Genomic DNA, 26,534 nt, shown 5'->3' on the forward strand with positions numbered 1-26,534 from the left:
ACTGTGTCGAATAAATCTTTCTCCCGCACCCTTGAGCCGTTTCTGCGGCATATCGCAGCCTGCAACAGCGCCGTCCTGCCGGGCGGTCGCACTCCGTTCTTTTGTGCTGACTCACAGATCGGCTGGGTCAGCCCGTCCACGGTACAGGCTCTTGAAACCCTTGGTGTTCGCGCAGGGCAGAAATTCGGCGTCAGTGCCGGAGCAGACCTCTTTCCGCTGTCTCACACGCTCTGCGAGATGGGCCTCTACGCCTCCCATCACGAAGCCTTCGACGTGCGCGATGATAGCGGCACCGTTCTTGGACAGGTGGACCGGGGCGCCATTCCGGTTCTGGGACTTGCGGCCGAGGGCGTGCATCTGAACGGGCTGGTCGAGCGTGCAGACGGACTTTTCCTCTGGGTTGCACGACGCAGCATGAGTAAGCGCCTCGATCCGGGAAAGCTGGACCATCTGGTGGCGGGGGGCATGAGTGCCGGTCTCGACCCGCAGACGACCGTGATCAAGGAAGCGCAGGAAGAAGCCGGGATCCCCGCCGAACTCGCGGCAAAAGCGCAAGCCGTCGGACGGATCCACTATGCTCTTGAGCGACCTGAAGGGCTAAGGCGCGATGTCCTGCACTGTTATGATCTCCTGCTCCCCGAGGGTTTCGTGCCCGTCGCAGAGGACGGGGAAGTGGAAAGCTTCCATCTTCTGCCCATTCGGGAAGTCATGGTACTGATCCGCGACACCGACGACTTCAAGTTCAACGTCAATCTCGTCCTGATCGACCTCTTCATCCGCCGCAGTCTTTTCGACCCCGCCGACGCCGCCATTTTACGCCGTGCCCTCTCCGGACAGGCCGCGTGAGAAAAGCAGTCGCGTCCCTGATCCTAACACTGCCTCTGCTAGGCGGATGCATCGTTCCCGTCAGCGTCACACCCAATCTGTGTCGGGAAATCGGCGCGCATGACGGATTGCAGATCCGTCTGGCATTCGGCCTGACCCGACCTGATGGCAGTGTCATCGAAAGGCAGGACTGGCAGCAGTTTGTGGACAGCGAAATCACGCCGCGCTTTCCGGCAGGTTTTACCGTGATCGACGCTCAGGGCCAGTGGTATGATGCCGCTGGTCACAAGGTCATTCAGGAAGGGTCACGAATCGTCTGGATTGTTGCGCCTTCCACAGACCGCAGCCTTCAGGCTCATCTGAGAGCCATTCGTCAGATCTATCAGAAACGTTTCAAGCAGCAGGCTGTTGGACTGACCATCCAATCCGGCTGCTCTTCATTTGAAAGCCTTCCCGTGGAATAGTTCCGCACTACGGAACCGCGTTTCCCGGTTTTTTTGACGCCTTCTTCATCCGGACTTTTCTCGTCACGGCAGATCGCTCTGCACGGGACGACAGTTCAGGCATATTTTTCTTCCGGAAGTCCCATGACAGATCTTTCTTCTCCCTCAGCACCCGACACCATCAAAATAGAGGCCTCAGATTCCACGGGAACGATCCAGCGGCGCGCACGGGGCTTTCTGGCACTCTTTTTCGTGGCAATAGGGCTTTACACTCTCAAGGGCTTCCTGCCGGCGCTCCTCTGGGGCTGCGTATTCGCAATTTCGATCTGGCCGCTCTATCGCCGCGCTGAACTGCGCTTCGGTCGCAGCGACTGGCTACCCATGATCTTCACCCTAGCCGTGGCGCTGATCTTTCTGGTTCCCGTCTCGCTGGTTGGGATGAAAGTCGCGGATGAGGCACGGAGCGCGCTGGAATGGATTGATGACGTCCGCAATAACGGCATTCCGATGCCGGAATGGGTGCCCCGTCTGCCATTTATGGCTACCCAAGCCACTAACTGGTGGCAGAACCACATGACCAGCCCGCAACGCCTCTCCCATCTGCTTCATTCCGTCGATGTCGGACACGGGATGCAGATGACCAAACAGGTGGGCACACAGCTCGCCCGCCGGGGTACACTGTTCGCCTTCTCGCTCCTGACACTGTTTTTCCTGCTGAAAGATGGCGACAGCGTCATCCGTAAATGCCTTCTGGGATCGCAACGGCTATTCGGTGAGCAGGGAGAAAGCCTCGCCAAGCAGATGATTTCGTCTGTTCACGGGACGCTGGCCGGGCTTGTCCTGGTCGGTCTGGGTGAAGGTGCGATCATGGGCATCATTTATATGTCGACGGGCGCACCCCAACCCCTGCTGTTTGCGATGGTCACGGCTGTGGCCGCCATGATCCCGTTTCTGGCATGGCCGACGGTTGGGCTGGTGGCGCTGCTGCTGCTGGCAAAAAGCAGCATGATCGGAGCGATCGTCGTGGCTGCCATCGGCTCCGTCGTGATCTTCATCGCAGACCATTTTATCCGCCCCGCCCTGATTGGTGGCAGCACGAAAATGCCGTTCCTGTGGGTTCTGTTGGGCATTCTTGGGGGTGCGGAGACCTGGGGTCTGTTGGGCCTCTTTCTTGGTCCGGCCATCATGTCCGCCCTGCATCTGCTGTGGACGATCTGGACAGAAACAAATCCCCGCAAAGGGATCTATGCAAAAGACACTGAATTTTAAGGAAGAATTATTACCGCAGGACTGGTCGGGCAGGCGGGATTCGAACCCACGACCCCCAGTCCCCCAGACTGGTGCGCTACCAGGCTGCGCTACTGCCCGTCGTCCTGCGGTGGCGGTGGTTTAGCAGTGTCCCACCCTCACCGCAATGGGGGATTGTGACTAAACTGGCAGAAGATTTCGCAAATTCTGAAGCTCTTCGAGAATTTCGCGCAGTTCCGCCCGCAACAGACCATTCTCGGCCTCGGTCTTTTCGAGCGCGCTGAACAGAAGCTCGTTCTCGTCACGCAAGGTTATGAGAAGAGCAGAATCGTGAGCTTCGGCTTCGGCTTCGGCTTCGGCTTCGGCTTCGGCTTCGGCTTCGGCTTCGGCTTCGGCTTCGGCTTCGGCTTCGGCTTCGGCTTCGGCTTCGGCTTCGGCTTCGGCTTCGGCTTCGGCTTCGGCTTCGGGCGTCTTCTTTTCTGCCGGAATGTCAACAATCTCAGTCACGATGACAGTGTGAGATTCGGCAGGAAGTTCAGGAAAAATGATTTCATCGCCAGCTTTGGTTGCTGGTGCGATATCCAAGCCCTTATCGTGGACAGCCTCCGCAACCAGCGATTCTTCCGCAGAAGGCTGCTCGTCCTCAACTGGCTCGGCAATAACGACTGGCACAGAAACCAATTCCGTGACGGCGGCTGAAATTTCAGGCACTGCTTCCGGAACAACCTCTTCAACAACTTTCTGACCCGCCCGTGCTTTCTGCGCACGGCGTTCCCGCAACACGCGCAGAACCCCCTGCCCCTTGTAGCCCTGCACATAAAGCAGATCTGAAATCAGCCGAAGCGTCTCGATATGCTCGGGGCTGTAATAGCGCCGTCCACTTTCCCCACGGAACGGCTTTACACCGGGATAGATGGTTTCCCATGAGCGCAGACGGTGCTGGGGGATATGCAGTTCTTCGGCAACTTCGCTGATTGTCCGATAGGCATCCGGGGCTTTTCTGACCTTTTCAACGCCTGTCGAGATATCGTCACTCGGCGACAGCGCGATGGTCTCAGGCATGGACTTATCTGTCACGAGACGGTGCCTCAACAGCGACATTCTCGGAGCCGTTCATACGATCTCTCAACAGTTGTGAGGGCCTGAACACCAGTACGGCTCTGGGGAGGATGGGAACTTCCACCCCCGTTTTGGGATTACGTCCAATGCGCTCTCCCTTCTGGCGGACGGAAAAGGTTCCGAACCCGCTCAGCTTTACGGATTCGCCCGCCTCGAGCCGGTTGGAAATCGCATCCAGAAGGCTCTCGAGAATCATGGAGGAATCGTGCCGGGAAAGACCGACACGACTATAGAGATGCTCGACAAGATTCGCGCGCGTGACTGTGCTCATGTCACTTGCGTATCATGACGTTCAGAACAGTCAAAGGAATCAATCATTAACCTGCTCTAAACAGGGGACTGACTACATCCGGACGAGAGCCGATCCCCACGTCAGACCGCCGCCCAATGCCTCCATAAGGACCAGATCGCCCTTCCGGATCCGTCCGTCCCGCACGGCCTCATTCAGGGCCAGCGGAATGGAGGCCGCAGACGTGTTGGCATGACGATCCACGGTCACTACGACCCGGTCAGACGGCAACGCCAGTTTCTTCGCCATACCTTCGATAATCCGCAGATTGGCCTGATGCGGCACCATCCACTGAATATCCTGCCCCGTCAGATTATTGGCCGCCAGCGCCTCATCCACGGCCTGCGACAGCTTGACCACGGCATGGCGGAACACCTCACGTCCCTGCATGCGCAGTTTCTGCGTCGCGGACGCACAGCCTGCGGCACCGTCCACATAAAGAATATCGCCCGTCCGGCCATCGGAGTGCAGATGGGTGGAGAGAATACCCTCCTCGCCGTCATGACTGGCTTCCAACAGCACCGCACCCGCACCATCCCCGAAAAGGACGCAGGTGGAACGATCCGTCCAGTCCAGCAGACGCGAGAACACCTCGCTCCCGATCACGAGGATTTTCTTCGCCTGACCTGCCTGCATCAACGCGCGTGCCGTTGCCAGCGCATAGACAAAACCCGAGCAGGCAGCGCTGAGGTCGAAACCGAAACCCGTCGTTATGCCGAGCAAAGCCTGAACCTGCACTGCTACAGCGGGAAAAACCTGATCCGGCGTGGCCGTGGCGACCAGAACCGCATCGACTTCAGACGCTTCAACACCAGCATAGTCCAGCGCCTGTCGGGCTGCTTCAGCCGCCATGCTGGCCGTGGTTTCGTCACCGGAAGCAATATGCCGCTGGGCAATGCCGGTTCGGGTCCTGATCCATTCGTCCGAAGTCTCGATGCCGTATTTCAGGGCAAGATCGTCATTGGTTACGACGTCGCGCGGCAGATAGCCCCCGACACCCGTCAGACGGACACGAATGGGATCGGACATATTTTTTTCAGCTCACAGGTTCAGGAACAGCCTTGGTGGACACGGCCTCAGTCGGTTCGGACGTCCCCATGCCCAACTGCTCCAGACGATCACGGATCTTGTCGTTCAGATGGTGCGTGACGGCGTCCATGGCAACATCGACGGCTGCGGCAAAGCTCTCGCCGTCAGCGCCGCCATGCGATTTCACGACAATGCCGTTCAAACCGACGAACAGGGCTCCGTTGTAGCGACGCGGGTCAATCCATTCCCGCATCCGCTCCAGTCCCGGTTTGACCAGCAGATATCCAAGGCGGGTCAGGAGATTGGTTTCAAAAACGCGCCGCAGAAGGCCAAAGGCAAGTTTCAGTGCGCCTTCGCCGGTTTTCAGCGCGATATTGCCGGTAAATCCGTCCGTCACGATCACGTCCGTCGTGCCGGCGGTAATGTCATGTCCTTCGACAAAACCATGAAACTGCGGTGCCAAAGGGCTGGCTCTCAGGCGCTCAGAAGCCTCTCGCAGCCGATCGTCTCCCTTCAACTCCTCTGAACCGACATTCAGAAGGCCGATTGTCGGAGACGGCAGGCCGAGCGCGGCCTGAGCGAAAGCCTCGCCCATGATCGCAAACTCAACCAGATTGCGCGCATCGCAGGCGATGTTCGCACCGAGATCGAGCATCACGACATCACCACGCGCGGACGGCTGGACAGCGGCCATGGCAGGTCGGGAAATTCCCGGAAGGGCTTTGACGATGATTTTCGCAAGCGCCAGCATGGCACCGCTATTACCCGCAGAAACAACGCCGCGGGCTTCCCCTGCGGCCACAGCTTCCATAGCCATACGCATGGACGAACCCCGGACACGCAACGCTGATGTCGGCTTCATTTCCATGGGGATGCTGGCGTCTGAGTGACGGATATCACACAGGCTTGCGGCTTTGGGATGTTTGAGCAGAGCGGCCCTGAGAACGGCCTCATCTCCGATCAGGAGAATGCGGGCCTTTGGGTGCCGGTCGGCAGCCAGATCAAGTCCGGCAAGGACGATATCCGGGGCCCTGTCACCACCCATTGCATCGACGGCGAGGGCATAAGGCCCGGAGGCCGCGACGTCACGTTCGGGCGTGACAGGCGCATTGGTCATTGAGACAGTTTCCCGGACAGCATCACAGATGCGGGGCCACGCTCCTGGGAGGCAACGGACCCGCAGGTAGGGATCAGGCGCGGACGGCGGTCTTCAGGCCCTTGCCGCTGTTACCAGCAGCGACCACTTCACGGCCGTCATAGTGACCGCAATGGCTGCAAACGTGGTGCGGACGCTTCAGTTCGCCACAGTTCGAGCACTCTGCGTGCGCCTCGACGGTCAGGGCGTCGTGGCTGCGACGCATGCCACGACGGGACGGCGTAGTCTTTCTTTTAGGGACGGCCATGGCTTTTATGCCTCTTTCTGCTTCTGTGTCGGCACCCCTGCTCCGCTCCCCGCGGCATCCGGTGCCCTGTTGTTCGTCGTCTCGTATTTACGTCGAGTTCAGGCGGGCGGCTCTAGCAGAGCCTGAAGAAACCCGCAAGTCAGACGTGGGATTTTATTCTTTCCTGTCCCCGTTCTTCAGCGCGGAAAGTGCTGAAAACGGATTAGGACGGCGTGGACCATCCGGTCCTTCGCCAGACAACTCTGCCCCTTCTTCCCCTTCTGCGGGCGCCACGTCAACCGCATTTTCCAGACCGACGCCGGGTTTACGCGGATAGGGGTCCAGCATCAGGGCGAGCTGTTCCGCTGCAGCCTCGCCGATATCAAGGGCCTTTCCGTCATGCGGAACCTCGTCCGGACCATCCAGATCAATGGAATCGATGTCGAACTCGTCTTCCGGCATCTCTTCTGCGGGGATGAACTTCAAAAAGAAGGTTTCGGCCAGAACATCCTTGAACGGTTCTGACGTAATGACGCAGACCTGAGTAAGCTTTGCAGCAAGATGCCCTTCCGCCAGAACGCTTCGATTGGTCGATGGCGTCAGACGGAAACGGCAGGTCAGGGTTTCGATCTCGGGGATACCCAGACGAGCCGCGAGGGCTGCCCGCTCTGCGGGCGTTGCCTCGATCGTCTCGTCCAGTCCCGATCCCAGCCGGTTGAAGAGGATACGTCGGGAAAATTCAGGAGAATGGGACATTCAGGCACTCCAGCCCCCGGATTATGGGGGAAATCGTTGACATGCAGGCGCCATTCGGGCACGCGCTCAGTGGAGCGGTTCTCTTGCACAGGATAGTTTCCGGATCCATGAATAACGCATCTTCCCCGACGCCCCAAAGCAGAACACGCGTCCTTCGCCGTTTCGCACAGGCGGGAGTGGCATGTGTTCCGCTGCTGCTCGGCGGATGCTCGTTCTTTTCCCCGATTCCCGAGCCCCGCGGCTCCCTGATCGAAAAGACCGATTACGCACAGCTCGTGCCCGGAACAAGCACCCGTACGGACGTGCTCGATCTGCTGGGATCACCGACGGCGCATGCGACCTTCGACGACAATACCTGGATCTATGTTTCCATGATCACGTCGCCAACGCCGCTGACCTTCCCGAGCGTGAAGAAACAGGAAGTCGTGGTGCTGAATTTCGACAATGGCGGCGTCCTGCGCAAAGTGGACACCCTCAACAAAAAGAACGCCATGTATGTTGGCATGGTGAGTGCGAAAACACCGACACCGGGCACAAGCTCGTCCATCCTTCAGGAACTGCTGGGCAATGTCGGACGCTACAACCCGATGAGCGGCATGAGCAGCCAATTCGGCGGCAGCTCCGGCCCGATGGGCGGTCAGGGCACCGGCAATGGCGGCGCTGGCAACTCGCTGCCCTAAGTCTCTGGGAATCTGATTATTTCGGGAGGTTGAGCAGAACGCCCAAACCTCCCAACGGGCTGTCCATCAGGCGAATGGACCCGCCATGGGCGTGAATGATGTCCCGTACGATCGTCAGACCCAAACCGCCGCTTTGCCCATCCTGACTGGCGCTCACGCCATTCAGTTCCGAAATGGCGGCCCGGCGGCTGGCGGACAGGCCCGGCCCGTTATCTTCTACAGAGATTTCGATATTCCGCTCTCCTTCGCGCAGGGAGAACCGCATCGCTCCGCCGTGACGGCGGGCATTTTCTGCCAGATTCGTCAGAACGCGGCGCAATGCGTCAGGCCGGACTATCGCTTCAACGCCTTCCCGGCCTTCGACGCCCAGAACCTGCCCTCCCGCACGCAAAGTGGCGGCTGCGACATCATCCAGCATGCCTCTCAGATCGGTCAGAACGGGTTCCTCGGCCCCCTCTCCTCGCGCAAATGACAGATAACTGCCAATCAGGCGCTCCATATCCTCGATATCCGTGACCATATCCGCAAGATCTGGCTTGAGGCTCTCGGCACGGATCGGGCCAGAGGTCGGGATCATGGCAACCGTCAGACGCAGTCGCGTCAGGGGTGTTCGCAAATCATGCGAGACACCCGCCAGAACAGCCGTACGTTGCGCCACAAAGCGGTTCACTCGCGCCTGCATGCGATTGAACGCAACAGCAGCCTGTCGCACCTCCCGCGCTCCCTGAGGGCGGATCGGTCCTGCATCTCTTCCCATCCCGAACAGTTCGGCAGCCCGCCCCAGACGACGAATGGCGCGCACCTGATTGCGCATGAACAGCCCGGCGATCAGGAACAGCAGAATGGAACTGCTGACAGCCCAGACCACGAAAAGCCAGATCGGCCCAATATTCAGACGCTTGACCGGCACCATGATCACCATCACACCTTGCGGAAGCTGGATCGAGGCACGCACCGTCTGGGGCGCTTCAGACCAGTCCACATCATAGGAGCGACCAAGATTCTGCCGGATCGAGCGGGCAAAATCGTCATCCATTGGGCCAAGCACATGATTGGTACCGTACCGGGAGAGTTTTTCGGCAGGATGGAATGCAAAACCCAGTTGGGTCCGCGAAGACGCATCCTGAAGAATAAGCGCCCGTTCCTCTGGGGATGAGGCGTGCTCGATCATGGCCACGACAAGCGAGATCTCGCCCGTCACGCCGTCCGAGAGGCGGCGGGAGACGACGTTCAGATAGGTTCCGTAAAACAGGCCCAGCGCGATTGCCTGCGTCACCAGCAGCGGAATGAGCACGATCAGCATCGACCGCCCCATGAGGGAGCGCGGCAGAATACGCCTTAACGGACGGTCCAGCTTCTGCCAGGATTCGTCCCGCTCAACCGTCGGATCAGCGTCCCGGTTTGAGAACATAACCCTTGCCCCGCACGGTATGAAGAAAACGGGGCTCTTTGGGATCCACCTCGATCCGGCGACGCAGACGCGTGACCTGAACATCGACGGCACGTTCGCCAATCTCGTCCATTTCCAACGCCTTGGCGATGGCTTCACGCGATAGAACCGTTCCCGGCTGGCTGGTGAGAACGCCCAGAAGTGCGGATTCTCCTCCCGTCAGATGCACGGCCCCCTGCGGACCACTGAGCAGGCCGCGTTTGACGTCGAATTCCAACTCTCCCAGCCGCAGGATGTCGGGAACTTCGTCCACCACTGGCAACGCAGGTACAACACGTCGAAGATGGGCCCGAAGACGAAGCAGAAGCTCACGCGGCTCGAATGGTTTGCCCAGATAGTCGTCCGCACCGGCTTCAAGCCCCCCGATCCGGTCCGCAGGCTCCCCCCGCGCCGTCAGGAGCAGAATCGGAAGTGACAGACCATCTTTGCGCAGGCTGTTAGTCAGAGACAGACCATCCTCGCCCGGCATGGTAACATCAAGGACAAGCGCATCGGGCTGGATCCGTTGCAGGACGTCGCGGGCCGCCAGGGCATCAAGGGCGGTGCTCACCCGATAACCGTTTTCGGACAGGTAACGCTGAAGCAGCCGCAAAAGGCGCGGATCGTCGTCAACGACCAGAATATGTTCGTCACTCATGGAACAGAACTCCCGACTGGTTCCTGAAGTGGCGTCAGGACGCGGCGAAACCCTTCCACAGCCGTCATGCCCGCCTCACGATAGGCCCGGGTCATCACTTCGCGGATCATGAGAAACAGTTCGCGTTCAAGAGCCTCCCCGGCTTCCGTCAGGCGCAGGGGACGTCTGCGGCGGTCATGGCGGTCTTCTTCCTGTACGAGCAGTTTGCGATCCCGAAGATCGCCCAGAGCGCGACCAAGAGATTGTTTGGTAATGCCGAGACTGTTCAGAAGCGCCGTGGGAGTAATTCCCGGATGTGCGGCAGCCAGGAAAAGAATGCGGTGATGCGCTGGCCCCAGCCCTTTCTCGCGCAGAAGACTCTCGCAGTCGGCATTCAACGTCCGCCAGGCCAACATCATGGCCTCATAAGACTGCCGGATCCGGTCTTCCCGCAGATAAAGATGCGCCGTCGCGGATGACGGGATGTCCATGGATCGGGCCGTCACCGAAAAGCTTCCTCCACATATCCAAAGCGGTCGAAATCGATGATGCGCTGCGGATAGAGAATGCCGTTCAGATGGTCGTTTTCGTGCTGCAGAACATTGGCATGAAACCCCCTCGCCTCACCTTCGACCAAGACACCATCCTGATCCAGCCCCTCATAGCGCACGGCGGCATAGCGCGGCACATCAGCCCGCAGCCCCGGAATCGACAGGCACCCTTCGGTGCAGGTCATCATCTCTTCGCCCAGAGGCGTAATTTCGGGATTGATGAGAACGCGGGGCAGCAATGCTTCCTCGGGAGTCGCCACGCGGCTTGCAGGAACGTGATAGACGAACATCCGCAGCGGCTGATGGACCTGAGGTGCTGCCAGCCCTGCCCCACGGGCATCGGCCATCGTTTCCATCATGTTTGCGATGAGAGACTGGATTTCCGGGGCTTTCGGGTCGGAAACGGCCCGTGCCACCTGATGCAGGACGGGGTTGCCCATCCGGGCAATCTTGAGCAGGGCCATGAAATCCTCTTTCTTCAGACGGGCGTTGCATCAGGTGGAACGCACATGCACGCCGCAGAGTGCGCTTTGCGAAGAATCCATTCAAGCATGGCCGAATGAATTGCGTTCCCCGCAAAAGATGTGTTAAGGGCACCATCCTTAGTTGGATTGCCATATCACGGGTGGCGCTGAAGAGCGGGCCCATAAGGAGTTGACGGCACCGTGCAGGTTCTCGTTCGTGACAACAATGTTGACCAGGCGCTTAAGGCGCTCAAGAAGAAGATGCAGCGCGAAGGCGTGTTTCGTGAAATGAAGCTGCGTCGCCACTTCGAAAAGCCCTCCGAGAAGCGCGCCCGCGAAGCAGCTGAAGCTGTTCGTCGCGCCCGCAAGATGGAGCGTAAGCGTCTGGAGCGTGAAGGCTTCTAAGTCTTCCCGTCCTCCGAACGGAAAAAAAGCCGCATCCCTCGGGATTGCGGCTTTTTTTATGCCTGAAATTCTCCTGCTCCCCCGCCCGCCATCTGCGGACAGGGGAGACGCACAGCTTACTGCGCGTCCATCAGGCGGTGACTGAGATAGATGGCTTCCAGAGCCCGCTCATGCGCGACTTCCGCCGCATTGATCGTACCCGTATGGCCGCCTTCCACATCTTCATAATACAGGAAGGGCAACTTAAGGCTTTCCAGCCGCGCCGCGAAACGACGCGCATGGATCGGGCCGACGCGATCATCGCGCGTTGACGTGAAAATAAACGGCTCCGGATAGGCCACACCCGCCTTCAGGTTCTGCAAAGGCGACATTTTCTCCCAGAACGCGCGCGGCCCTGGCTCCGAAACGCTGCCATACTCGGCAGCCCAGGACGCTCCGGCCGCCATCTGCTCATAATTCATCATATCCAAAAGCGGGACGCCGATGATGGCGGCATTCCACAGTTCCGGATGCTGGGTGAACTCCACTCCCGCCAGCAGACCGCCATTGGACCGGCCCCGCAGCCCCAGATGCCGTGGTGATGTGATGTGGCGCGCCGTCAGGTCGCGGGCGACAGCTGCAAAGTCGTCATAAGCCTTCTGCCTTCCTTCTCGACGCGCGACATCGTGCCATGCGGGCCCGAATTCTCCGCCACCACGGATATTGGCCATGACGTAAACGCCGCCCCGGTCAAACCATGTAATCCCGAGATCGGGGTGATAGACCGGCAGGTAGGACAATCCGAAACCACCATACGCCGTCATCAGCGTCGGACGGGCACCGTCTTTCTTCCAATCCTTGGCATGCACAATGAAATAAGGAATGGCCGTACCATCCGTACTGGTCGCCGACATCTGCTCGACCACCAGATTGGACGCATCGAACAGATCGGGCTGGCGATACAGAGGCTGAGCGGTCTGAGCTGTCGTATTCAGGCTCCAGATCTGTGGCGCCTGAATGAAGCCTTCAAGCTGAAGATAGGCCTGTGACAGACCAGGATCTGACGAAACGATTTCTGCGGCCATGTTCTTGGGAAGATCAATAGACCGCGACGTCCATGCTCCAGTCGCGGCCCGGCGAAAGAGCTTCAGGACAGGTTGAACGTTGTCATATAGAACAACCACCAGGCCATCTTTTGTCACAGCAAGAGCATCGCCCATACCATCCCCGATCGTCTGACGGGATGTCGGCGACAGAATGAGCTGAGGCACGGCAGGATTTTTCAGGTCCAGCGCGACAATGCTATCGGCGTGAAATGTCTGACCGGACACCGTCCAGTCCTGCAAGAGATGCAGAACCAGTTGGCCATCCAGATAGGACAGGCTGTCATATTTTTCTGGCAGAGGCAGCCGGGTCAACGTCTGCGTCGAGGGATTGAACAGACTGACTTCCGTGTGGAAGAAATCCCGATGGCGGCTGATCAGAAAGAGTTCGTGGCCTTTTTCATCACGCAGGCGCTCCGGCGCCACATCCATATCCGTGATCTGACCACGATAGACTTCGACCGCCTGATCCAGCTTCTGCCCACGATGCAAAAGCCGAACCGAATAGGGGTAGCCCGAATGCGTCAGCCCGGCATTGCCCGCCCCCCAGTCCCGCGAAACCAGAAGTGTATTGGCATCAACCCAGATGGCCGTCTGCTTTCCGGACGGAAGATCAAAGCCGTCTTTTACAAAAATATCTGTCTGCGTGTCGTATTCCCGGACCACATGAGCATCTTCCCCCGCCTGTGAGAGCGACATGAGACAGAACCGCTCCTGCGGGCTGAGACAATACAGGCCTTCCATGACCCAGTTGGCATGCTCATTCCGTGCCAGAGCATCAAGGTCGAAACGCGTTTTCCATTGCGGATGGCCGGACTGGAAGGAGGAGGTAGACGCGCTGCGCCATATCCCGCGTGTATGACGATCATCCTGCCAGAAGTTCCAGATTTCTCCACCCTGCTGCGTCGGGAGCGCAAGACGTGCCGGAGATTGCTGGGCCGTCAGGATTTTCTGATAGAGAGGCTTGTAGCGGGGATCAGAAGTGAGCGTCGCTTCTGTGTGGGCGTTTTGTGCCCGCACCCATTCCAGCGCCCTGACACCATCCGTCTGACTTAATTCGGCAGGGGACGGAAGAGAAGATGAACCCGCATAGGCTGCCAGAGGCAGGATGGAGAGAGACAGACAGAATGCTCTCGCAAAAACAGAAGACATGGAACGCCTTTACGATACCGACAATATCGGCATCGTAAAGACATCCGGTCGATCAGGCCACAGCTGCTGCGCTGACGGCTTCTTCCACCTCCTGAAAGCTCGGCATCAGATCAGACGGAATGCTCTTGCGACCGATCTCGACACTGACCTGAGGAGCATTGCCCTGAAGATGCGCCACAATCACGGATCGCACGAGATCGAGATAAGAGGATTCTTCCTCCACTACGCCCCCCAGCCGACTGGCGATTGGCGCGACAATTCCATAAGCCAGAAGGATACCGAGAAATGTTCCGACCAGAGCGCCTGCAATCATTTCACCCAGAATGATGGGAGGCTTGCTGATGGACGCCATGGTCTTAATCACCCCCAGAACGGCCGCAACAATTCCCAGAGCTGGCAGCGCATCGGCAATGGACTGAAGGGCATGGGAAAGATGCATTTCCTCCCGCATGTTTTTCTTGAGCTCATTCCCCATCACCTCATCCATCTGATACGGGTCGGTGGCGTTCATACCCGCCATACGCAGGTAATCGCAGATGAACAAACAGACACGAGAATTGTCCCGGATTTTCGGAAAAGCGCCGAAAACCGTACTGCCCTGTGGGTCTTCGATATGAGATTCCAGTGCCATGAACCCCTTGGAAGAGGCCAGCTTCACAATATGGAACAGCAGACTCAGAAGATCGACATAGTCTGAGCGGACATACTGCGAGCCCTTCATAGCCTTCTTCAAACCACCCGGCAGGTGCTTCACGGCGGCGATGGAATTGGCCATCAAAAAGGTTCCGACGGCAGACCCCAGAATGGTCAGAAGCTCGAAAGGCATTGACGAAACGAGAGGGCCAATCGCTCCGCCAGATGCTACGAACGATCCGAAAACACAGCCCAGAACAACAACCAGACCGATAATGATGAACATCCGAAAACTTCCTGACTGACCTGAATTTATTGCGAAATATCGGGCGATAGCACCAGCACGATGCGACGGTTCCGGGGATTGAGAGGCTGGGTGGGATCAAAGAGATTCCGATCCGCATATCCGCTAACGGATTTCAGGCGCCCATCGGGAAAGCCGTTCTGAACCACCAGATCCCGCACAGCGACTGCCCTTGCACTCGACAGGCTCCAGTTGCTCATCTGTCCGGGACGGTAAGGCGTCGCGTCCGTGTAACCGGCGATGGACAGCTTACCGTGCAGTTTTTCGAGATAAGGCACGATCGCCTTGATCAACTGAACCGCATGGGCATCAGGAGTAGACTTGCCCAAAGCGAACATCGGTTGATGGTCGGAATCTGCGATCTGGATATGAAGGCCATCATCGCCCGCCGAAACCGAGACCTGCGAGCGGACATCGGCCAGTTCCGGCGCATTGCTGATCAGAGCCTGAATTTTCTGGGCCGCGGCCATTCTGGCAGCCTGTTCGGCCTTCTGGTCTGCGTTCTGGGGAAAAGACGTGACAGGCGGTTCGCCGGGCTGGATCTGATTGTCATGAAGAACGACGATCTGAGCCGTATGAGTGCTGGACGCGCTCTGATCTCTGGCCGTTTGTGCGCCCGAAGCCCCTCCCTGCACCGGTTTTCCGTACTGGTCCTTACCCAGTTTCAGGGCAACGGCTTTTGTTTCAAGAGAAACAGGCTCGGGAGCCGCAGGCAGAACATTATCCACGGGTGGTGGCATGTCTTTCCAGACCGCCATCGGATTGAAGAAGTTGGCGATACCCTTTCGCTGCTCTTCCGTCGTGGCGTTGATGAGCCACATGACCAGAAAGAACGCCATCATGGCCGTTACGAAATCGGCGTAGGCGATTTTCCATGCCCCGCCGTGATGACCGCCTCCAACAACGTCAAAACGTTTGATGATGATCTTTCGTGCTTCTTTGCCGTTCTGGTTGGACATCCCGCCTCCTGAGTGGTCTCAGTATGACAGGCGAGTTCTTAAGGAGAGGTTTAAGAACGCTCCGGCAACCGCACGCCTGTGACAAAATCCGGCTCATGCACGGCGTAACAGCGTATAGCCTGCCCCCGAACTTCGCGGCAGGATGTCGCGGCTTTCTGCCCTTCCCTGCCATGCCTCTGCTCTTCAATCACGACCGTTTTCGCCACCGCTGTGGCTGGAAGGCGGAAAAGATCCCAACGCGGGTCTGTTCCGATAACGGGAAGAATATTCTGTGTGAATGCCAGACGGGAGGCCAGACCATAATCTTCGGCGGCCAAAGCCGTCGCGCCCTGCGCCTTTGCCTGTAAGGCCACCTTGCGGGCAAATTCATCCCATCCTCCGGTCAGACGCAACACCGGGTCGCGATGCGGGACGAGATGAAGCGGCGAAAATATTGCCTGAATGCAAACGATCATAGTGATGACCAGTCCGCTGACCACAGGCCAGCGGATGCGCCATCCGGCTTCAAGCGCGGCGATGGCAAGCACCGGATAGATGACGGCAGGCCAGTTTGGCTGCACGCGGTCTCCGAAAGCATGGGCGACAAACACGGCCGTCGGCACCAGAGCCAGCCATGCCAGAAGCCGGTTACGCCTAACACACACCCAAAGCCCGATCACAAACAGGATAAAAACAAGCGGCGTGGCAAGTCCGATCTGTCCGCCGATCAGTTCGCCCATAAACTGGAGCGCCCGTGCCGGATGCCAGTCGCCCGTTCGGCCTCCCTGCCTGATAAAGCTGGCCCAGTGATGTCTCGCATTCCACACAATGACAGGCGACATCGCCACGAACAGCCCCGGAAGAGCCAGCCAGGGACCGGGTTGCTGACGCAGACGTTTCGTCGTGAGAACTGCCCCTCCCAGTCCAAGACCGATCAGGACGGCTGTATATTTTGAATCAAACGCCAGTCCCAGCAGAAGGCCCGATCCGATCCACCACGGAAGAGCCGCGCGTGCGATCAGTTCGGGATCAATCGCGCGGCTGAGCGTGTAGAGAAACAGCGTAATGAAGAACAGCAGCGGCGTATCGGGCGTCATCGTCGCAGCACCCAGACCGAGCATCAGGGTAGCATTCAGCAACAGCGCGGCCCTGAGCCCCGATTGCGGCCATGGAGACCCCGGTAACAGCCGCCGCGCCGCATGGTACAGCGCCCAGCTTCCCGGCAGGACGGACAGTGGCCCCAACAGACGGACACCCAGCGTCGTATCCCCAGCGATCCATGTTCCAATACGGATCCACAGAGCCACCATGAACGGATGGTCCAGATAGCCGAGCTGAAGATTGCGCGACCAAACCCAGTAATACGCCTCGTCCGGCGTCAATGGCACACTGGCTGCAAGATACAGACGGATAATCGTCAGGCCCGCAAGAAGCCCCCAGAAGAGCCGGATATTTCGCGAATTTTCACCCACGGTCTCAGCGCCAGACCAGCGTGGAGGACACCGCATAGTTCCAGACCACACCAACCACGGCTCCCGCCGCAGACGAGCGGTCCCAGTGACCATGACCCGCACTGTCCAGCATCATCCGGGCAATACCGATATTGGCGACGGCCCCCAGCGAACAGACCGCGATGAAAACGGCCAATCCTCGCCAGAGCTTGTGACCCTTGAGGCGACGATCATGGTAGGTGAAGCGGTTGTTCAGCAGAAAATTCGTCAGAATAGCGACAGCGGTTCCGGCGAGCTGCGCCCAGGAAAAACTCAGGCCGCATGCGCCTGCCAGATCCAGAACGCTGACATTCACGACCACACCAATAAGCCCGACCAGCGCGAAGGCCATGAAGCGGGTCGGCAGCCAGCCATGCGTCAGCTTGTCGAGCACCATGGTCGCAAACTGAAGCAGCACCACAACATCAAGCTTGCTCTCACCTGCAAGGCGCGGGCGGAAGACGAATGGCACCTCGACAATCCGCACGGTTTTGGGGGCGGACATCACCAGATCGAGCAAAATCTTGAAGCCCGTCCCTGACAGGCGCGGCAACAGGGATTCAAAAAGATCCCGGCGTATGGCGAAAAAGCCGCTCATCGGATCGCTCAGCGGATGCGGCATGACGGCCTGCGCGGCCCTGATGCCCGCATCCGAAAGCAGATGCCTCCAACGCCCAGCCAGTCCGCCACTATCGCCGCCCTCGACATGGCGGCTGGCCACGACAAGTTCGGCACCCTTCTGTAATTCAACAAGCATAGTCCGCAGAACGGATTCATCGTGTTGCAGATCGCCGTCCATCACCGCGACCAGAGGGGCGCTGGAAGACAGAATGCCTTCGATTACGGCAGAAGACAGCCCCCGACGGCCAACACGGCGCACCAACCGGACCCGTGGGTCCAGCAGCGCAAGCCGGGAAACCTCATCGGCCGTTCCATCCGGTGAATTGTCATCAACGAAAATGACTTCCCACGCCCTGCCCTCAAGCGCCGCGTCAAGGGCTGCAACCATCGGCGCCACATTGGACACTTCGTTGTAGCAGGGAACGATGACGCTCAGTTCGGCTGGAAGAGACAGCAACCGGGAAGCGGTCATGGGTTCAGTCGATCAGATCGGCACGCCGGCAAGATCGCGGCTCGTATGGATGGTCTGGAGAGTCTGGACACGAACGACATGCGGACTGTCGGTCAGCAGGCGTGTCAGGGCATTTTGATGGGCGGCGTCACGGGCGACCAGACGGACGAGAAAATCTCCGCCGCCCCGGATCATATGACATTCGCGCGTTTCGGGCCATGCACCGACCTGAGCCTCGAAGGCCTCAAGAACACTTCCCTTTTGGCTATCGAGGCCAATCAGGGCGTAGAAATTCAGGGACCACCCCAGCAGGGCGGCATCCACTTCGGCATGATACCCCTTGACGATTCCCAGCTCCTCAAGCCTACGGACCCGCCTCAGGCAGGGAGGCGCGGAAATGCCGGTACGACGGGCAAGTTCCACGTTGGTCATGCGTCCATCGGCCTGGAGTTCGGCAATGATCTGCCGGTCGATGGCGTCCAGTTCAATCGGTGCGGAGTGCGAAGAAGCGTTCATTTCAATCTAACGTATATGTCAGCCGACATGATCCGCAAAGATGGCACATGCGTCCGAAGTCCCTATATGAAGGGGCCTGATATCATTTGAGGACCAATCATGCCCGAAATCCATCATACGGATCTGCTGGTTGTGGGCGCTGGCCCTGCTGGCTACACGGCGGCAATCTACGCGGCCCGCGCAAGTCTTAAGCCGATTCTCGTGACCGGAATGCAACCCGGCGGCCAGCTGACCATCACGACGGATGTTGAAAACTATCCCGGCTTTGCGACTCCTGTTCAGGGCCCCTGGCTGATGGAGCAGATGCGCGCGCAGGCCGAGCATGTCGGAACGCGTCTGATTTATGACCTGATCGTTCAGGCCGATCTAAGAAAAGGCCCCGGACCGGATGGATATTTCCGACTGGTCGGAGATTCGGGGGACGAGTTCCGTGCCCGCACGGTTGTGATCGCTACGGGCGCACAGGCCCGGTGGCTCGGCCTCGAATCGGAAAAGCGTCTCCAGCGCGGCGGCGTCTCTGCCTGCGCGACCTGTGACGGCTTTTTCTATCGCGGCAAGACGGTGGCCGTGATCGGTGGCGGCAATACGGCAGTCGAGGAAGCGTTGTATCTGACGCACCACGCGGACAAGGTTCATCTGATCCATCGTCGGGACAGCCTGAGAGCCGAGCGTATCCTTCAGGAGCGTCTGTTCTCAAACCCGAAGATCGAAGTTCATTGGAACAAGGCTGTCGAAGAGGTTCTCGGTTCAGGCGAACCGGAAGTGGTTTGTGGGATCGCTCTGAAAGATACCCAGACAGGCGCGCTGTCTGAACTGGATGTCGACGGGGTTTTCGTCGCCATCGGCCATACGCCGAATACCGGGCCTTTCCTCCATGAAGTCGCCTGTGACAGCGACGGATATATCCTGACGGAAAGCGGCGGGACCGAAACATCCGTCAAGGGCGTGTTTGCAGCAGGCGACATTCAGGATCGTATTTTCCGACAGGCCGTCACAGCGGCCGGAACAGGCTGCATGGCCGCTCTGGAAGCCGAACGATATCTTTCTGGCATACCTGCCATGACAAAAACTTGACCCTCGCGCGTGCTTCAGACAATTTCGTCCTTTCAACGACATATCTTGACGGATAACGCCGGGACGTATGGGTAAAAAGGACGAAGACCGTCGCCTTGGCGAACGGGGAGAAAACCAGATGGACTGGGACAAGCTGCGGATTTTTCATGCCGTGGCGGAAGCCGGTTCCTTCACCCACGCCGGTGACCGGCTGGGACTGAGCCAGTCGGCAGTTTCCCGGCAGATTTCCGCGCTTGAAGATGTCCTGCGCGTGCCGCTGTTCCATCGGCATGCGCGCGGACTGATTCTAACGGAACAGGGCGATGTTCTGAACCGTACGGTCCGCGAAGTTTTCTCCAAACTGGCTCTGACGCAGGCCTTCCTGAGCGAAAGCAAGGAGCGAGCCGCGGGAAAGATCAAGATTACCACGACAACGGGCTTCGGCCTGTCATGGCTTTCCCCACGTCTAAACCGTTTTCTGGAACTGCATCCCGACATTGAAGTCACACTTCTGCTTGAAGATGCGGATCTGGATCTGGGCATGCGTGAGGCAGACGTCGCCATCCGGCTACACCCGCCCACACAGCCCGATCTGGTGCAGCGTCATCTCGCCAATTTCCCCATGCCGATTTATGCAAGCGCCGCCTATCTTGAGCGCCATGGGACACCACACTCTATCGAAGATCTGGCCAATCATCAGATCATCAGCTTTGCAGGCTGGCACCTGCCACTGCCTAATGTGAACTGGTTGCTGGATCTTCTGCGTCAGGAAGGTGTTGCACGCCAAGGCAGCCGTCGTCTGGCTATCAACAATATCTCGGCGGTCGCGAATGCGATTGCAGCCGGAACGGGCATCGGCTCCCTGCCCCTCTATGCCGCAGCAGGCTATCCTGATCTTGTCAGGATATTGCCGAACCAGCAGGTGCCCTTAGTGGAAGCCTATTTCGTCTACCCTGAAGAATTGCGGACATCAAAGCGGATCGCGGTCTTCCGGGACTTTCTTCTTTCCGAAATCAGCAACCTCAAAGGGCAGGAACAGGGATAAGAAACTGGGAGGCTTTTACGCCTCCTACCCTCTGCGACCATGAGTCGAGGGACAGGCATGAGGCCGATTGCTGGATCGGAAGACCGCTTCCCCAATCGGCGCAAATCCACTGCCCCGTCCGAGGCGATGCGCATTGTTGGGCATCTGCTCAAGCACAATGACGCCTGACGCCATCCGGTAACAGACCGCCGGCTGCGATGAGTGAGCTTTGTTGCCCTGATGATGCGCCATAATGTTCCCGCCAGGTTTCGGGGAGCCATGAGCCCATGCTGCCAAGGGAGCCATAAGCAAAGCCCCAAAAGAGACGCCCGATATCCAGACAGAGATCACCAGAAAATGCGGAAGAGGCTTCATAAGTTCATGGTATCGCAAAAACGCTTTACCGAGCCAGTCTTCACCATTCCCGGTCATATCCTTGCAGCACAGCTGATGCGCCTTGGCCACAATAGTATCAGTTCCCGGATTTTGACGATGACAGGCGCTGGTTAACGCGCTCCCTGAGTTCCTTGCCCACCTTGAAGAACGGGACGCTCTTTTCCTCAACAGGCACGATATCGCCGGTCCGGGGATTTCGCCCTGTCCGAGCTGCACGTTCACGGGGGAGAAATGCCCCAAAACCACGCAGTTCCACACGATCCCCGCGCGCAAGTGCAGAACCGATCTCGTCAAAGACCGCGTGGACGATACGTTCTATATCGCGGGTGAGAAGGTGCGGATATGCTTCCGCCAGTTCGGCCATAAGTTCGGATCGAGTCATGACAGTTGTTCCACCTGACTCCGCCTTCTGAAACAGGCCATCAGAGTTGCAAAATCGCAACGGCTCCGTCAAGGCCTTCACGGTCGAGAGCGCTGGAGAAACTTCCTCCCAGCAACCCTGTCAGAAGCGCCTTCTTGCCGGGCCATTCATACCAGCGTCTGGAGCGTTCTGGCATCAACGGAAGCACAGGATAGGACAACGTCCCGATATTCAGCCGTTTTCTGAGCCACAGACGCGCCGCATCTTCGTCCCCGAGCTCATCGACAAGACCGAGTGCAATGGCCTGCCGCCCCGTATAGGCACGCCCATCGGCCATGCTGCGGACTTTTTCTTCCGTCAAATGACGGCCGTCCGCAACCATCGACACGAATTGAGCAAAAAGATCGTTGACGATACCCTGAAGCATCTGCCGCCCTTCGGGTGTCAACGCACTGGTAGGATCAGTCTGGTCTTTCATGGCACCCGATGTAATGGCATCGACACCAATTCCCAGACGTCCGAGGCCAACCGAAACGTCAGGACGTTGAAAAATCACGCCGATCGATCCGGTCAGCGTTGAAGGCAAAGCAACGATATGCTGGGCCGGCACAGAGAGCATGTAGGCCGCAGACGCTCCCATGTCGCCCATTGAAACGGAAACTGGTTTAACCGCTGCGAAACGCTTAATTGCGTCATGAAGCCTTTCCCCACCAGTCACACCTCCGCCCGGACTATCAACAACCAACAGTAGCCCAGTCACATCTGACGCACTCTGAGCCTGTTTCAGCGCACGCACGATTTGCGAGACGTTATTCTGGACGACACCAGTAATGGTGAGACGAACAATGTGGGGTCTGTTGGTGAAATTTGAACCAACAGACCCGCTATGACCCATCATCGAAATGACAAGGGCGCTGCAAAAAGCCACCAGCGCCCCGACCCGCCAAAACACCAGTTGTCTATGTTTTGTCTGACTTGTCAGAAAAAGGTTCAGTTCAGCACTCATGAAGCGAATCCTGCTTCTGTTTTTCAGACAAGGTCAGAGAACGATCAGTCTTCTTTTTTGACACGACGCACACGAGCGGATTCTTTCTTTCCTTCGCCGTTTGCCGCGCTAATCTTCCGCCCCAGACCAATTTCTCGCGCCAAAGCCGAACGACGCTGAGCATAATTCGGAGCCACCAGAGGATAATCTGCCGGCAGGCCCCAACGTTCACGATACTGTTCCGGAGTCATATCATACGCACTCTGAAGATGACGCTTGAGCATCTTCAGTTTTTTTCCGTCCTCAAGACAGATGATGTAATCAGGAAAAACAGAGCGTTTGATAGGTACTGCCGGCTGTGGCCGCTCGACCTGTGGTGTTTCCTCAGGAACTCCAGCCTTTGAGAGAGCATCATATACCTGCCGGATCAGGGCCGGCAGTGTTTCCGCTTCAAGTGCTCCGCGCGACGCTTGGGCAGCAACGATTCTGGCCGTAAGTTCCAGAAGACCTGTATTGGAAGTGCTATCAGACATAATATTTCGCCCTATCTGTTCGAATGAATTTTCAGTTCCTTAACGCCTGTAAAGGGTCAGGTAAATGCAACATGGAAATATTTGACGTATTCCTTTTCCTACCCATGATTATCATCATATCAAAATAACCCGCAAACAAAAATAAGCTCACGCGCTTACAAAAATCTTCTGCGCTGCAGTCCATAACTGGGATGACGACATGATCAGAGAAACCGTCACGCTCTCAACAACCAGTGATTTTTCCGGCTGGCGTGCATGGGCGCGCAAACTGCTTCATGACAGAGTCCCTGCTGATTCAATACAATGGATCATAAACCCTCCCCCGTTCATTTACGCCCCTTCTGCAACGAGACTTCTTCCCGGCGCTCCATCGACAGTCAGCCTGCCCCGCTCTCTTGCGTCACTCTTCCCGGCCGTCTTCGTGTCCGAAGATCCTGACAGACTGCATCTCCTGTATCTCACGCTTCAGACTTTACGTGACGACATGCCAGTGCCCGATCAACTTACCGAAAGCCTGAAAAAACTCGCTATCGAAAGCTGGAAAAGAGCACTCGACCTGCGCTGTCAGATGCCTGATGCCAGCAATCCGGAATGGCAGATCCTCCGCACATCTCATACAGCGGCCCTGATCGACAGTCAGGCAGACATACTTTCAAACCTACGCCCCACACCGTGGATCGTGATGGCGCCTGATCGAACACTGCTCTGGGACGGTCAGGAATATCGTTTTGGACCGGGTTTCACAGACAATGAACTACCTCCATCAGAGGTGATCGAAACTGCACGCGAGTTCGCTACCGCTGGCCGCGGAAACGCCTATTGGGACGGAATTGCGCCGGTACGACTCCATCCTACCCCCGGAAATATCGAATCTTCTTCACTCGCCAGCCTGCGCGCTCAGGCGATCGACTGCCAGATGTGCGAATTGTGCAAGCCCGCGACGCGAACCGTTTCCGGAGAAGGTAACCCCAAAGCCCGAATCATCTTCATTGGCGAGCAGCCCGGAGATCAGGAAGATCTTCACGGACGCCCCTTTGTTGGACCAGCAGGACAACTGTTTGACAGTGCTCTCCGAGAGGCCGGCGGCAATCGCGCAGAGATGTGGATCACCAATGCCGTCAAGCACTTCAAATTCATTCCCAAAAGAAACCGCCGCATTCATCAGAAACCGGACGCACCTGAAATCAAATCCTGCACACCGTGGCTTGCAACAGAACGCAGGGTTCTATCTCCGGAAGTGACGGTGATTCTGGGCGTTACAGCCGCCAGCGCTGTTCTGGGACGCCAGGTTACAGTGTCGCGCGAACGTTCAAGGCCTATTCCTCTGGAGGACGGAAGTATCGGTCTGGTAACCGTACATCCGTCTTATCTGCTGCGCCTGCCCGATGAGGAGTCGAAGACACGCGAATATACAAAATTCGTAAACGATCTCAGAATGGCAATTTCCACTCTCGCCGGATAATGCCGTTAGGGCTAAGAAACCCCCGCAATGAGTGGCAGCACCATCTCCTCGGGACAACCGACTCCGGATAATACAACCACACGGCCTGCACCGCTGCGGCCGCGGGCGCGTCCTTTCCTCTCGTGGCTGTACGCGCCCAGCGCTTCATCCGTCACGTTTGCCCTGCGCAACACCATTGCAGCCTGTCTCGCGATCGGGATTGCCTTCTGGATGGAACTGGACGACCCGGCATGGGCCGCCATGACCGTCTGGGCCGTCGCGCAGACCAGCCGGGGTGAAAGCCAGTCCAAAGCCAAATGGCGTATCGTCGGCACCATCAGCGGCGGTGTTGCCGCCATCACCATCATGGCGCTTGCTCCGCAGGCGCCATGGCTGTTTTTTCCCATGATCGCATTATGGATCGGCCTGTGCAGCGGTTTTGCGACATTTGTTAGCAACTTCCGCTCCTATGCCCTTGTTCTTGCAGGATATACCTGTTCCATCATCTGCATGGGCGCAGCGTCCAATCCCGACAATATCTTCATGGTCGCGATGTCGCGCGGCACCTACATCGTGCTCGGTGTGTTGTGCGAAGCCTTCATGGGGCTGATTTTTGCCACCAGTCAGGAACGGCATGCCCGCGCGCAGCTCAGACAGAAACTTGAATCGGCGCTGGTTCTCGTTACGACAACACTGTGCAGCCTTCTGGGGGAAGAACGCGGCGCGCTGAACGCGGCCCGGCGCCAGTTTGGCACGATCCTCACCATCAATGACCAGATCGAATTTGCCGAAGTCGAAATGGGACCGCACGGCCATGAAGGCGACCATGCACGCGCGGCCCTCGCCGCCGTCTCAGCCCTTCTGTCACGCGGGTTCGGAATGGCCATGCGCCTTCAGGTGCTCAACCATAACCACCCGGCGTTTACCAAAACCGCAGACGAGATCCTCGCTTTTCTGAAGCAGTTTCCACAGCGCCTGCCCGACCAGAACTCCGTTCCTGCCCTTCTCGCGGATTTACAGCATTTTCGGGATATCTGCCGCCTGTACGCTGCACCGCATCGCGAAACCGACATTCGTCCTGATCTTGAGCCGATTCCCGGGCATGAACCCTTTGACGCGATCGATGCCAGTCCAGAGACGCTGGACGACAGACTGGACGAGCGTGTGCTTTTCGTCTCTCTCGGAGAGCTTCTGGGCGATCTGGAACAGGCTATCAAGGAATACGAGGCCAGCACGCACCGCATTAAAGGCGACCACTTCCACTTCCAGCTCGAAACCCATCGCGACACTCGTGAAGCCGTGCATAACGGTCTGCGTGGAGCCTGCGCAGTCCTGATCACTGCCTATATTTACGAAGTTACGGCCTGGCCGAATGGCCTTGGTTTCATCGCCATTACGACACTGGTCTGCGGGCTTTTTGCCACCAAAGAAAATCCCGTTCTTGGCACCACGGAATTCCTCAAAGGCGCCGTGGCAGCCTATATCGTCGCGTGGTTTCTGGTCTTCGTCCTGATGCCGAAGGTCACAACCTTCGAGACCCTGACGCTCTTTCTGGGCCCTGCCATGTTTCTGGGTGGACTGGCCAAGGGCAACCCGGCCACTGCTGGCGGCTCAGCGGCCTACGGGCTTCTGCTTCCGGCCATGCTTGGTCTGGAAAACCATCACGTCATGAACGAGCTTGCTTTTTATAATGGCAACATGGCGACCGTTCTTGCTGTCGCCGTCAGTGTAATCGTTTTCCGAAGCGTCCTGCCCTTCAGCAGCGATGCCGAGCGCCTCCGCCTCCGCCGCGTCATGCTGGGTGAGTTGCAACATCTGGCCCATCCGGGCTTCACCCCGCGGATCAGCGTGTGGATCGGCCGCAATACGGACCGCTTTGCCCGACTGATCCGTCATGCAGGACCAACACCTGCTCCGCTGATCGAAGCCTGCATCCTCGGAACGCTGGCCACCCTGACTCTTGGGCTGAATGTCATCCGACTGCGCGCCTTGCTGGACCGTGAGTATCTGCCCGAAAGCGCGAGACGACCAATCCTGCTTGTTCTGCATTATGTTGAAGAATCAACCCGCAGGCACGACAAGGCCGCCCGCATCGCAGAAGCCGCCGTGCGACGGCTCCGCGTTCTCGATGCTCAGGAAACGGATCTGGTAACGCGCCTTGAGCTCACACGCGCCATCACCTATCTGGTCGTGATCGCCCATACCATGCGGACGAACGAAGACTTCCTCGATGCGAGCAAGCCTTTCCGGGGCGAAAGAAACAGTAACGTGCTTAAAGCGTAATTTGGTTCTTAAAG

The 26,534-nt window shown here is 58.0% G+C and carries 28 protein-coding genes and 1 tRNA gene; 9 read left to right on the top strand and 20 right to left on the bottom strand.

Annotated features, from left to right (window positions below; translation table 11 throughout):
• Window positions 1-3: 3 nt before the first annotated feature.
• From GKO01_RS07265 to GKO01_RS07275, 3 genes are all read left to right on the top strand, one after another.
• Entirely contained in the window at window positions 4-846 is an 843-nt protein-coding gene (locus GKO01_RS07265) for an NUDIX hydrolase (RefSeq protein ID WP_099286469.1), read from the top strand.
• A complete protein-coding gene (locus GKO01_RS07270) occupies window positions 843-1,289 on the top strand; it encodes a DUF3574 domain-containing protein (protein ID WP_099286470.1) in 447 nt (148 codons plus the stop codon). The genes GKO01_RS07265 and GKO01_RS07270 overlap by 4 nt, the downstream gene beginning before the upstream one ends.
• Window positions 1,290-1,412: 123 nt before the next feature.
• The gene (locus tag GKO01_RS07275) at window positions 1,413-2,537 is read left to right on the top strand and encodes an AI-2E family transporter (RefSeq protein WP_099286471.1); all 1,125 of its coding nucleotides are present in this window, start codon (window positions 1,413-1,415) and stop codon (window positions 2,535-2,537) included.
• 22 nt (window positions 2,538-2,559) lie between these two features.
• Here GKO01_RS07275 and GKO01_RS07280 read toward each other — a convergent pair.
• The 7 genes from GKO01_RS07280 to GKO01_RS07310 form a co-directional block, all read right to left on the bottom strand.
• A tRNA-Pro gene (locus tag GKO01_RS07280) sits at window positions 2,560-2,636 on the bottom strand.
• A 60-nt stretch (window positions 2,637-2,696) separates the two neighbouring features.
• Window positions 2,697-3,578 carry a MerR family transcriptional regulator gene (locus tag GKO01_RS16080; RefSeq protein ID WP_174694265.1) on the bottom strand — a complete coding sequence of 294 codons (882 nt, stop codon included), beginning with the start codon at window positions 3,576-3,578 and terminating at the stop codon, window positions 2,697-2,699.
• Between the two features lie 4 nt (window positions 3,579-3,582).
• Window positions 3,583-3,906, bottom strand: a complete 324-nt coding sequence (locus GKO01_RS07290; protein ID WP_099286473.1) for an integration host factor subunit alpha — start codon at window positions 3,904-3,906, stop codon at window positions 3,583-3,585.
• Window positions 3,907-3,978: 72 nt separating this feature from the next.
• On the bottom strand, window positions 3,979-4,953 hold the full coding sequence (locus GKO01_RS07295; RefSeq protein ID WP_099286474.1) for a beta-ketoacyl-ACP synthase III: 975 nt from the start codon (window positions 4,951-4,953) through the stop codon (window positions 3,979-3,981).
• Between the two features lie 7 nt (window positions 4,954-4,960).
• Window positions 4,961-6,070, bottom strand: a complete 1,110-nt coding sequence (gene plsX / locus GKO01_RS07300) for a phosphate acyltransferase PlsX (RefSeq protein ID WP_099286475.1) — start codon at window positions 6,068-6,070, stop codon at window positions 4,961-4,963.
• Between the two features lie 73 nt (window positions 6,071-6,143).
• Window positions 6,144-6,356, bottom strand: coding sequence for a 50S ribosomal protein L32 (gene rpmF / locus GKO01_RS07305; protein ID WP_062026921.1), 213 nt, complete (start codon window positions 6,354-6,356; stop codon window positions 6,144-6,146).
• 153 nt (window positions 6,357-6,509) lie between these two features.
• Entirely contained in the window at window positions 6,510-7,091 is a 582-nt protein-coding gene (locus GKO01_RS07310; protein WP_099286476.1) for a DUF177 domain-containing protein, read from the bottom strand.
• 107 nt (window positions 7,092-7,198) lie between these two features.
• Here GKO01_RS07310 and GKO01_RS07315 point away from each other — a divergent pair, with 107 nt between their 5' ends.
• A complete protein-coding gene (locus GKO01_RS07315) occupies window positions 7,199-7,771 on the top strand; it encodes an outer membrane protein assembly factor BamE (RefSeq protein ID WP_099286477.1) in 573 nt (190 codons plus the stop codon).
• A gap of 16 nt (window positions 7,772-7,787) precedes the next feature.
• Here the strand turns inward: GKO01_RS07315 and GKO01_RS07320 are convergent, their stop codons facing one another.
• From GKO01_RS07320 to def, 4 genes are read right to left on the bottom strand one after another with little or no spacing between them, the layout of a single operon-like run.
• On the bottom strand, window positions 7,788-9,182 hold the full coding sequence (locus GKO01_RS07320; RefSeq protein WP_099286478.1) for an ATP-binding protein: 1,395 nt from the start codon (window positions 9,180-9,182) through the stop codon (window positions 7,788-7,790).
• The gene (locus GKO01_RS07325) at window positions 9,160-9,858 is read right to left on the bottom strand and encodes a response regulator (RefSeq protein ID WP_099286479.1); all 699 of its coding nucleotides are present in this window, start codon (window positions 9,856-9,858) and stop codon (window positions 9,160-9,162) included. Before GKO01_RS07325 ends, GKO01_RS07320 begins: the two co-directional genes overlap by 23 nt.
• A complete protein-coding gene (locus GKO01_RS07330) occupies window positions 9,855-10,343 on the bottom strand; it encodes a MarR family winged helix-turn-helix transcriptional regulator (RefSeq protein WP_099286480.1) in 489 nt (162 codons plus the stop codon). The genes GKO01_RS07325 and GKO01_RS07330 overlap by 4 nt, the downstream gene beginning before the upstream one ends.
• Window positions 10,340-10,852, bottom strand: coding sequence for a peptide deformylase (def, locus tag GKO01_RS07335; protein ID WP_099286481.1), 513 nt, complete (start codon window positions 10,850-10,852; stop codon window positions 10,340-10,342). The genes GKO01_RS07330 and def overlap by 4 nt, the downstream gene beginning before the upstream one ends.
• Window positions 10,853-11,053: 201 nt before the next feature.
• Here def and rpsU point away from each other — a divergent pair, with 201 nt between their 5' ends.
• Window positions 11,054-11,257, top strand: coding sequence for a 30S ribosomal protein S21 (gene rpsU, locus GKO01_RS07340; protein ID WP_011251722.1), 204 nt, complete (start codon window positions 11,054-11,056; stop codon window positions 11,255-11,257).
• Window positions 11,258-11,373: 116 nt separating this feature from the next.
• Here the strand turns inward: rpsU and GKO01_RS07345 are convergent, their stop codons facing one another.
• The 6 genes from GKO01_RS07345 to GKO01_RS07370 are packed head-to-tail and all read right to left on the bottom strand — an operon-like array spanning window position 11,374 to window position 18,444.
• Window positions 11,374-13,491: a prolyl oligopeptidase family serine peptidase gene (locus tag GKO01_RS07345; RefSeq protein WP_099286482.1), complete on the bottom strand. Its 2,118-nt coding sequence runs from the start codon at window positions 13,489-13,491 to the stop codon at window positions 11,374-11,376.
• A gap of 52 nt (window positions 13,492-13,543) precedes the next feature.
• Complete coding sequence (motA, locus tag GKO01_RS07350; RefSeq protein WP_099286483.1) at window positions 13,544-14,410, bottom strand: flagellar motor stator protein MotA; 867 nt, start codon at window positions 14,408-14,410, stop codon at window positions 13,544-13,546.
• A 26-nt stretch (window positions 14,411-14,436) separates the two neighbouring features.
• Window positions 14,437-15,387, bottom strand: coding sequence for a flagellar motor protein MotB (locus tag GKO01_RS07355; protein ID WP_099286484.1), 951 nt, complete (start codon window positions 15,385-15,387; stop codon window positions 14,437-14,439).
• A gap of 50 nt (window positions 15,388-15,437) precedes the next feature.
• Window positions 15,438-16,838 carry an ArnT family glycosyltransferase gene (locus GKO01_RS07360; protein WP_244901371.1) on the bottom strand — a complete coding sequence of 467 codons (1,401 nt, stop codon included), beginning with the start codon at window positions 16,836-16,838 and terminating at the stop codon, window positions 15,438-15,440.
• Between the two features lie 4 nt (window positions 16,839-16,842).
• Window positions 16,843-17,949: a glycosyltransferase family 2 protein gene (locus GKO01_RS07365; RefSeq protein ID WP_099286486.1), complete on the bottom strand. Its 1,107-nt coding sequence runs from the start codon at window positions 17,947-17,949 to the stop codon at window positions 16,843-16,845.
• Between the two features lie 12 nt (window positions 17,950-17,961).
• A complete protein-coding gene (locus tag GKO01_RS07370; protein WP_099286487.1) occupies window positions 17,962-18,444 on the bottom strand; it encodes an Lrp/AsnC family transcriptional regulator in 483 nt (160 codons plus the stop codon).
• Between the two features lie 99 nt (window positions 18,445-18,543).
• Between GKO01_RS07370 and trxB the strand changes: the two genes are divergently transcribed.
• Together trxB and GKO01_RS07380 are read left to right on the top strand one after the other, a co-directional pair.
• Window positions 18,544-19,518: a thioredoxin-disulfide reductase gene (trxB, locus tag GKO01_RS07375; protein WP_099286488.1), complete on the top strand. Its 975-nt coding sequence runs from the start codon at window positions 18,544-18,546 to the stop codon at window positions 19,516-19,518.
• Window positions 19,519-19,636: 118 nt separating this feature from the next.
• Window positions 19,637-20,542, top strand: a complete 906-nt coding sequence (locus tag GKO01_RS07380; RefSeq protein WP_099286563.1) for a LysR family transcriptional regulator — start codon at window positions 19,637-19,639, stop codon at window positions 20,540-20,542.
• 451 nt (window positions 20,543-20,993) lie between these two features.
• On the opposite strand, the gene GKO01_RS07390 is transcribed toward GKO01_RS07380, so the two are convergent.
• The 3 genes from GKO01_RS07390 to GKO01_RS07400 are packed head-to-tail and all read right to left on the bottom strand — an operon-like array spanning window position 20,994 to window position 22,796.
• The gene (locus tag GKO01_RS07390) at window positions 20,994-21,299 is read right to left on the bottom strand and encodes an integration host factor subunit beta (protein WP_099286489.1); all 306 of its coding nucleotides are present in this window, start codon (window positions 21,297-21,299) and stop codon (window positions 20,994-20,996) included.
• A gap of 40 nt (window positions 21,300-21,339) precedes the next feature.
• The gene (gene sppA, locus GKO01_RS07395) at window positions 21,340-22,284 is read right to left on the bottom strand and encodes a signal peptide peptidase SppA (RefSeq protein WP_099286490.1); all 945 of its coding nucleotides are present in this window, start codon (window positions 22,282-22,284) and stop codon (window positions 21,340-21,342) included.
• Between the two features lie 44 nt (window positions 22,285-22,328).
• Entirely contained in the window at window positions 22,329-22,796 is a 468-nt protein-coding gene (locus GKO01_RS07400) for a MucR family transcriptional regulator (RefSeq protein ID WP_099286491.1), read from the bottom strand.
• Window positions 22,797-23,217: 421 nt separating this feature from the next.
• On the opposite strand from GKO01_RS07400, the gene GKO01_RS07405 reads away from it, so the two are divergent.
• Together GKO01_RS07405 and GKO01_RS07410 are read left to right on the top strand one after the other, a co-directional pair.
• Complete coding sequence (locus tag GKO01_RS07405) at window positions 23,218-24,258, top strand: UdgX family uracil-DNA binding protein (RefSeq protein ID WP_244901372.1); 1,041 nt, start codon at window positions 23,218-23,220, stop codon at window positions 24,256-24,258.
• Window positions 24,259-24,285: 27 nt separating this feature from the next.
• Window positions 24,286-26,520 carry an FUSC family protein gene (locus GKO01_RS07410; protein WP_099286493.1) on the top strand — a complete coding sequence of 745 codons (2,235 nt, stop codon included), beginning with the start codon at window positions 24,286-24,288 and terminating at the stop codon, window positions 26,518-26,520.
• Window positions 26,521-26,534: the final 14 nt, after the last annotated feature.

The organism is Gluconobacter kondonii (genome assembly GCF_002723995.1).
Lineage (GTDB): Bacteria > Pseudomonadota > Alphaproteobacteria > Acetobacterales > Acetobacteraceae > Gluconobacter > Gluconobacter kondonii.